The organism is Bartonella sp. MM73XJBT.G (assembly GCF_028618435.1).
Classification (GTDB): domain Bacteria; phylum Pseudomonadota; class Alphaproteobacteria; order Rhizobiales; family Rhizobiaceae; genus Bartonella.
This window is the reverse complement of the sequence record NZ_JAQISW010000030.1, coordinates 1-7695: the sequence shown is the minus strand read 5'-3', so window position 1 is coordinate 7695 and position 7695 is coordinate 1. Positions and strand designations below refer to the sequence as shown.

Here is a 7695-nt window from a genome sequence, read left to right as displayed (position 1 = left end):
TATTTGTAATTGTAACAAAAATGAGTGTTCAGATTTTTCTGAACACACTCAAATTAACGACATGACCTACGGTCATGAAAAAATAGCTTATGAAAAAACAGAGAAAAGCAAAACTGAAAACGCCTTACCTTCAAAAAATAATAAATTGCTTCAAATCAAACCAGAATTTTTAACTGAAGCATTGCCTAATGTTGCTATGTTTATGAAATATGGGCTGCAATCTGAAAGAGATTTAATTGGTTCTATGGAGTTTTTAGCTAAAATGAAGGGGATTTCTTCTCATGCTATTAAAGAAGCTAAAAAAATCATGGGAATTAAAAAAGCTGCTTTGGCTATTGCTATCATCTTTGAAAAATCTTGCAAGGAATTGGTTAAATCATCTGGAGGGTATCTGCGGGGCATGATTGCTAAAGAAAATCGAGGAGAATTTTATCTAGAACGTTCTTTCTATGCTCTGCTGAAGGAAGCTTCTGAGGAAAAACTGAAAGATTTGTGCACGCAAAAAGCGATAAAAAACGAGCCAACAAAACCAAATGATCAAAAAATTTCTTTGTTAAAATCGGAACTGAATGAAGTTCTTAAAACTTTAAATATGACAAAATACCTTAATCAATTTTCATAAAATTTAAAATGAAAACGCGTTGGTATTACATAAATTGGATATGTATTTAGGTAGCAAATGTACAATTTTTCTTTTGAATAGTAATTGATTTTTACATTACTTTTATATATACTAAAGAGCTATATGTAAATTAAAAGGATTTTTCTATGCCTTCATTAACTGTTACAGAAAAAGGACAAATTACGCTGAAGCGCGATTTACTACAGCATCTTGGGGTTAAAGCTGGTGAGAAGATTGACGTTGATAAGTTACCAAGTGGTCAACTTCGTATAAAGGCATCGCAACCTACAAGCACTATTGAGAGCTTTATTGGACGATTTGCTGGAAAACTAAAAAAAACACTGACTATTGAAGAAATGAACGAAATTGCTGCTTCTCATTGGGCGGGGGAAAAATGAAGATTGCTGTAGATACAAATGTTCTCGTTCGTGCTGTGTTACAAGACGATAAAAAGCAGGGGGAGGCGGCAAGCAAGATTTTAAGAGAAGCTTCACTCATAGCTATTTCTTTACCTTGTCTTTGTGAACTTGTTTGGATACTTCGTAGCGGGGCAAAATTATCAAAAGAAGATATCGCCGAAATGTTAAGAGATTTGCTTGTAACCAGTAATGTAGTCATGAATCGACCAGCTGTTGAAGCAGGGCTTGCTATCTTTGAGGTTGGTGGAGATTTTGCTGATGGTATTATATCCTATGAGGGGAATTGGCTAGGTGGTGAAACCTTTGTTTCATTTGATAAGTTAGCAATTGATCTATTAAAGCAAAACAGAAAGTCTACAAAACTCCTTTCTTAATGAATAAGTTATGATTGCAATGATGTCGTTGGCATATCAAATTTATAATACTGAATATAAAAAGCGCGTTGGTGTTCTATATAATCAATATAAAATATACATATAACATAAGAAACGCTCACATAAAACATATGCTTAATTTATGAATAACATAAGTTTTCTATATATTGAACATGATACGTAAAAAGTCCTTATTTCCATAAGATCTATAGAAAAATAATTGATAATCCGGTATAATCGGGTATATAATCCGGTATGAAAATAGATACACTCAAAATCACACAAGAATTATTATCCCTTATTTCTGAGATTGATGAGTTCAAAGGTGCGTGGCGCGCTTTTGGAACTCTTGCTCCAGAACGTTTGAATGCTCTGCGCCATATTGCAACTGTTGAAAGTATTGGATCTTCTACGCGTATTGAAGGAAACAAATTAACAGACCGTGAAATTGAAAAGCTTTTATTAAACTTAGAAATTAAAAGTTTTAAGAGCCGCGATGAACAAGAAGTTATTGGTTATGCAAAAGTTATGGAAATAATCTTTCAGTCTTGGAAAGATATACCTATTACAGAAAATCATATTAAACAGCTGCACCGTGATCTTTTATATGAGAGCGACAAAGATGAACGTCATAGAGGAGAATATAAGATATTACGTAATGATGTAGCAGCATTCAATTCTGAAGGTAAAATGGTTGGTATTGTTTTTGAAACAGCAACACCATTTGATACACCATACCGAATGCAAGAACTTATTGATTGGTTTAATAAAACCAATGAATTAAATAATCTTCATCCTTTACTTATGATTGCTATTTTTAATGTCACTTTCTTAGCTATTCACCCTTTCCAAGATGGGAATGGACGCTTAAGCCGTATCTTAACAACTTTGCTTTTGTTACAAAAAGGCTATGTTTATGTACCATATTCATCACTTGAAAGCGTCATTGAGAATAATAAAGAAAGTTACTACCTAGCTTTGAATCAAACGCAAAAGACAATTTATACGAAGACACCTAATTGGGAACCTTGGATACTGTTTTTTTTACGTGCTCTACAAAAACAAAAACGCCAATTAGAAATGAAAATAGAAAGTGAAAAAAATGCTCTTTTGGCTTTATCTGAATTGGCTCTTCATATTCTTGACTATGTTCGTGATCATGGGCGTGTTACAACCCGTGATATGGTGCGTGAATTTGGTGCAAGTTCCAATACACTTAAAGCAACTTTTGCATCATTGGTTGAAAAAGGCTTTTTGACGCGTCATGGAGGAGGACGATCAACTTGGTATAGCTTACCTTAATTTTATGCTCTGGGAATTTAAAAAGCGCCCATTGCGATAGCTAATCGCCTTTTTTGTAAGCATTCATTAATATCTCTAAAAAATCACCATGGCGATAGCGCTCTGGTTTTGCCATACGATTTAAAACGCTTAATTATAGCAATACTAGCTTTGATATTTATTTGTGATTCATCTGATTGCTCACGACTTGGAAAGGTTACAGCCCTATCTATTTCTTTGCATTCTACAGTATTTAAAGCAGTTTTAGCTTGTCGTGGTTTAAACTCATCAAGTTCTGAAAAATCTAATGTTTTTCTTTCTGTACTCATTCTATAAGTTTCTTTTTGTTTAACTTGTTTGGGCTTTTTTAAGCTTTGCAATGACTTCGGTAACAAATGCTTCAACATTACTAATTGCTGTATAGAAAAAAGTTTTTTAATGATATACGACACTTTAACCATTTGATAAATAATAATTTTATTACAAAAAAGTTTAAATATTTACTACGTATTTTGTACACACAAAATAAATAATCATTATTTATTTTGTGTGTAATTATTATTTATATAATTTTCAATAAGACGATTAAGAAAATCACCACCATCTTCATTAAGATCATCGGCTAAAGACCAAAATTTATCTCTTACTGTTGGTTCAAGCGCAAGTGTTAATCGTGCGGTTTTTAAGCTACGCCGTCTACGACCACTCCCTCTAATATGTGTTTTTTCTATGCTATGACGCGTCGTAAAACCATTTTTTTGACTTATCTTATCTAATTCTTGTTCGTTTACTTTTTGTGCCTTTGTGAACGGTTGTAAATTTTCAAAATTCGGCAATGAAATTTCAGCTCTCTTTGTCATGCTACTTTACCCTTTAATAAATTTTCACTATCCAATATTTCTACAACAGCATTAGCAAAAACCGTTGCATTTTCTTGTGCGGCTTGTGGATTGTTTACATCAGAAGGTGATAAATCAAAGAGAGAGCCCCCTATTTGAAAAAGAGCACTATAAGCTCCTCTTTCAGTTAACGAAGCAGATAAAATAGGAATATTAGCTTTTTCTAATGTTTTCTCTATATACTGAGATTCTCGACTGTTTAAGGCATTCGTCATTGAAAATACAATACGAAAAGGTATTTCTCTTTTTAAAAATTGACTCTGCTGTGTTATCAAAGCAATGATTTTTCCTATTTGGTCTCCATCAAGTTGTTTTTTTCTCATAGGAACTAAAACTAAATCAGCTCTTCCTATAGCAAAAGAAGCAGCAAGCTTAGCAGAACCTTCAAGATCAACGATAACAAATGGAAACCGTTCTACAGCATCATCAATACAAGAAACAATATTCTGTTCTGTAATATTTCCAGAAACTTCTATGTTATTTGGCATTGTATCCATAGATCTTTTCATCCATGTCACAAGAGGTTGATTTGGGTCCGCATCGATTAATTTTACCTTAGATCCAGCTTTAGCAAAAACATTAGCTAACACTAATGCCATTGTTGATTTTCCAACACCACCTTTTGTGGAACACATAGTAATGACTGGCATTAAGATATTCCTTATTTAGTGAATAAACACTGAATAAATAGCATATATTTATTACATATTTATTAATTATAAAAAAAATATTACGTATTTTATACGTACATAATAAATATTTATTATGTACGTACAGTTAATGGCAATAGGGTATAATTAGGTATATATTCTGATATGCAAACAGATATTTTATCAGCTTAGTTTACCTTAATTCTTCAATGCTTTTGGCATGGTAATGAGTGGTTTAATTTTGGTAGGCTTGATATTTCTGCGTTCAATAAATAAGCGCAAGGTATTCACACTAACGCCTAACGTCTTGGCAATACGGCTTTGTGACAACCCAACATTTATAAATGCTTGAATTTCATCAATGTGATTGTCCAGCTTTAATTGTGTAGCAATATTTCCCTTTGGACGTCCTAGTTTTATTCCTCGTTGACGTGCAACATTTAAAGCTTCTTTTGTGCGCTCTTGAATTAAATGTCTTTCAATTTGCGCTACCATACCCAATACAGTTGCGATGATATCACTTTGTAGACTCCCGTCTATGACGAGGTTTTGTTTTGTCACATGAACAATCAAACCACGTTCACTCGCGGCTTTGAGAATTTCTAAGACAGCAAGAGAAGAGCCAGCAATACGAGAAAATTCGGGTGTTAACAACACGTCTCCTCGTTTTGCTTTTTCAATTAATGTTCCAAGTTTACGCTTGCGCCAATCCTTTCCTCTGTTCGCAATTTCTTCTTCAATATGGAGTGGTGCAAAGCCATGTTTGTTAGCATATTCTAACAATCCAAATTTTTGATTTTCTGTATCTTGTCCGTCACGAGAAACACGTAAATAGGCGTAAAATTTTGGCATGTTCAGTAAAAAGGTCATTTTAGATTAAAACTGATATATTTTTATTCAAAAAAAATGTCAATTAAATATATCTTTTTATATCAGAAAAAACGATCGTTTTATTTAATAGATAATCCATCTTTATCAAAGATAAAAACAAATACCTTTTTAAAAATTCGTGGGGATTTGATTGATTAGATTCAATCATTAGATTAAAATTAAAAGACAGATTACAGAAAGGAGTTTTCTATGGAAAAGAAATTACCCAAAAGTTATATGACTGATGCTGAACGCGAGGAATTACGAGCAGGCGGTTTAGATCAAGATGGTATTTATACAGCCGAGTCAGAAGCGGCAGATTATGCCGGTGATGGCAACGCAGCATGGGAATGGTTGGCAATGACTGAGCCTCCAGCACATACACTTTTGTTTCTTAGATCTGAACGTGGAGCACAATTTATTCGTGATATGGGATTTTCTACAAAAAAAGCTGATGAGAAATATGGTCCAGATTGGTTAGACAAAGGTGTTATGATAGGAGGCGATTATTTCTAAAGAAGATGATAAGATAGAAAAGATTTTTTCCGTGAAAATAACTATATAGAAAGTCGAGCTCAAACATTAGCGTCTAAGAAGCTATGTAGTGTGTGGAATGAATTGTATGATCATGTTTGTGATGTTGGACGTAGTAATAACTTATCATTACTTATTAGTACAGAACAAAAAATTGTAAAAAATGATTTGTTTAGATATACCAATAGTAAGTCTATGGCAGGGAGTCTTAGAACAGCTTTAGCGGAAATAGATGTTATTAAAGATCATGTAATGATTGTTTCTGATCCTAAGCAATATGACATAATTAATAGGGGACATAATCTACCAAAGCTTCGTAAAAATGGATTGCCTTATGATGGAGCTCGACGAGCAATGGCATCACATTATACACGGTTGGGAAATCTCGATAAAGGGCGTTTAACAGATATTGAGAAGTCTATCCTTGATATACGAAGGGATAATATCAAGATAATGCAAAAGCTCTATGAAAATATGCAAGCCAAAGCTGTTGGTATAGATCTCTAGTATAAATGAAGGTCATTCCCTTTTAAAAAGTAAAATATATAATATTATAAAAAACAATAGAGTTTGATTTATGGTTTAAGAAATAAGTCCAACTTAGAATGAATTTTGATAATGTGGGATATGTAATGTCCTCTGGAGGAATTGACTTAGAAGCAGATAAACGAAATATTTTTAATTTTATTTAATTCTTTATGGATAGTCAATATATCGACCACCATGAGCAAAAACAACAAAATGTTGTTTTTTATAAGCCAAAAAATGTCTTTTACACTGGAAAAGTTTTTTGAGAGTTACTATTAATAATGGTGTTAATAGATATTGATTCTATTTTTTAGAGAAAATAGGGGGGGCAATGACTAAGAATTAAACAATTTTCATTGCTACCGAAAATATTACGCTATTTGGCATAAGTTTTGAATAATTTGGCGGCTTGTTGCTGATAAGACAGTACAAATAACCAAAGTACTGTTCTCTTATCGCGCTGGTATGCTTATATCTTCATAACAAAATAAGTGAAGACAAAAAACCAATATAACAACAACACCGCCTAGAAAAACCTTTGCCTTATAGGACAGACATAAGTATTTCTGTATCCACAAATACTGAATTAGCAAAATCTGTCCTGTAATGCAAGTGGCAGGAAGGGATTTTATGCATTTTACAAATGCTACAACAAGCAATGCTTATGCATTGCATACAACAGCTCAAAGCATTACACGTGCCTTGCGTGGGGTTTGGTATGGGCGTTATGGAAGTGCCCTTTGTCCAGCCCATGATGATCAATTGCCTAGCTTATCCCTTGCCAATGGACATGATGGGCGTCTTTTACTCACTTGTTATGCTGGCTGTTCTTTTAGAGAGATCATACAAGCGCTTAGAAGAATTGGCTTGCTGGGGAAACAAGCCTTTGTTGATAAAGCTTATGATCATACGCTTTCTTTCTCAAAACAGTTTTCTGCTGATCTCAAAGGAGTAAAACAGAAAGCAGAGAGAGCAAAAGCAATTTGGCAACAAAGCCAACCAATCAAAGATACTTTAGCAGAAACCTATTTACGCAATCGGAGTATTACGTGTGAATTACCTGCTGATTTACGTTTTCACGACAACTGTCCACACCCCTTAGGAATGACACTGCCCGCGTTGGTTGCTCTTGTTAAGGGGGCTGGTTCCTTTGCCATTCATAGAACCTTTTTAAAAGCCAATGGCTGTAAAACAGATCAGAGACCAGCAAAAGCCATGTTGGGGTCTGTTATGGGCGGTGGGGTGCATTTAAGCCAAGACAATCCAAAACATCTGGTTATTTGTGAAGGCATTGAAACGGGTCTGTCTCTGCTGTCTGGTTTGTTATCAGAGCCCGTGAATTTATGGGCGTCCCTTTCAACCAGTGGCATGATGCGTGTGAATTTACCCCCTACAAAAGGACGTCTGACAATCGCTATGGACGGCGATGATGCGGGTCGTAAAGCAGGTTTTACCTTAGCTGCGCGTGCTTATAGCCAAGGCTTTGAGGTCTTTATCATGCAAGCCCCTAACGCTTTA

The 7695-nt window shown here is 34.3% G+C and carries 11 protein-coding genes; 7 read left to right on the top strand and 4 right to left on the bottom strand.

The genetic code is table 11. From position 1 onward, the window contains the following. From repC to PVV59_RS08990, 4 genes are all read left to right on the top strand, one after another. Positions 1-622, top strand: a 622-nt coding sequence (repC, locus tag PVV59_RS09005) for a replication initiation protein RepC (protein WP_273755772.1), incomplete at its 5' end; no start/stop codon positions are given. Positions 623-768: 146 nt separating this feature from the next. After that, a complete protein-coding gene (locus PVV59_RS09000; protein ID WP_273755771.1) occupies positions 769-1020 on the top strand; it encodes an AbrB/MazE/SpoVT family DNA-binding domain-containing protein in 252 nt (83 codons plus the stop codon). Further along, positions 1017-1415, top strand: a complete 399-nt coding sequence (locus tag PVV59_RS08995; RefSeq protein ID WP_273755770.1) for a type II toxin-antitoxin system VapC family toxin — start codon at positions 1017-1019, stop codon at positions 1413-1415. Before PVV59_RS09000 ends, PVV59_RS08995 begins: the two co-directional genes overlap by 4 nt. Positions 1416-1670: 255 nt before the next feature. Next, on the top strand, positions 1671-2717 hold the full coding sequence (locus PVV59_RS08990) for a Fic family protein (protein ID WP_273755769.1): 1047 nt from the start codon (positions 1671-1673) through the stop codon (positions 2715-2717). A gap of 83 nt (positions 2718-2800) precedes the next feature. On the opposite strand, the gene PVV59_RS08985 is transcribed toward PVV59_RS08990, so the two are convergent. The 4 genes from PVV59_RS08985 to PVV59_RS08970 all read right to left on the bottom strand — a co-directional run bounded on the left by PVV59_RS08985 (position 2801) and on the right by PVV59_RS08970 (position 5097). Further along, positions 2801-3148 (bottom strand): hypothetical protein, encoded by a 348-nt coding sequence (locus PVV59_RS08985; RefSeq protein ID WP_273755768.1) that lies wholly within the window; start codon positions 3146-3148, stop codon positions 2801-2803. A gap of 84 nt (positions 3149-3232) precedes the next feature. Next, the gene (locus tag PVV59_RS08980; RefSeq protein ID WP_273755767.1) at positions 3233-3556 is read right to left on the bottom strand and encodes a hypothetical protein; all 324 of its coding nucleotides are present in this window, start codon (positions 3554-3556) and stop codon (positions 3233-3235) included. After that, the gene (locus PVV59_RS08975; protein WP_273755766.1) at positions 3553-4245 is read right to left on the bottom strand and encodes a ParA family protein; all 693 of its coding nucleotides are present in this window, start codon (positions 4243-4245) and stop codon (positions 3553-3555) included. Before PVV59_RS08975 ends, PVV59_RS08980 begins: the two co-directional genes overlap by 4 nt. A 198-nt stretch (positions 4246-4443) precedes the next feature. Further along, entirely contained in the window at positions 4444-5097 is a 654-nt protein-coding gene (locus PVV59_RS08970; RefSeq protein WP_273755765.1) for a recombinase family protein, read from the bottom strand. 228 nt (positions 5098-5325) lie between these two features. Between PVV59_RS08970 and PVV59_RS08965 the strand changes: the two genes are divergently transcribed. The 3 genes from PVV59_RS08965 to PVV59_RS08955 form a co-directional block, all read left to right on the top strand. Continuing rightward, entirely contained in the window at positions 5326-5631 is a 306-nt protein-coding gene (locus PVV59_RS08965) for a hypothetical protein (RefSeq protein WP_273755764.1), read from the top strand. A gap of 90 nt (positions 5632-5721) precedes the next feature. Continuing rightward, positions 5722-6156: a hypothetical protein gene (locus PVV59_RS08960; RefSeq protein ID WP_273755763.1), complete on the top strand. Its 435-nt coding sequence runs from the start codon at positions 5722-5724 to the stop codon at positions 6154-6156. A 651-nt stretch (positions 6157-6807) separates the two neighbouring features. Beyond that, positions 6808-7695, top strand: an 888-nt coding sequence (locus PVV59_RS08955; protein ID WP_273755762.1) for a toprim domain-containing protein, incomplete at its 3' end; no start/stop codon positions are given.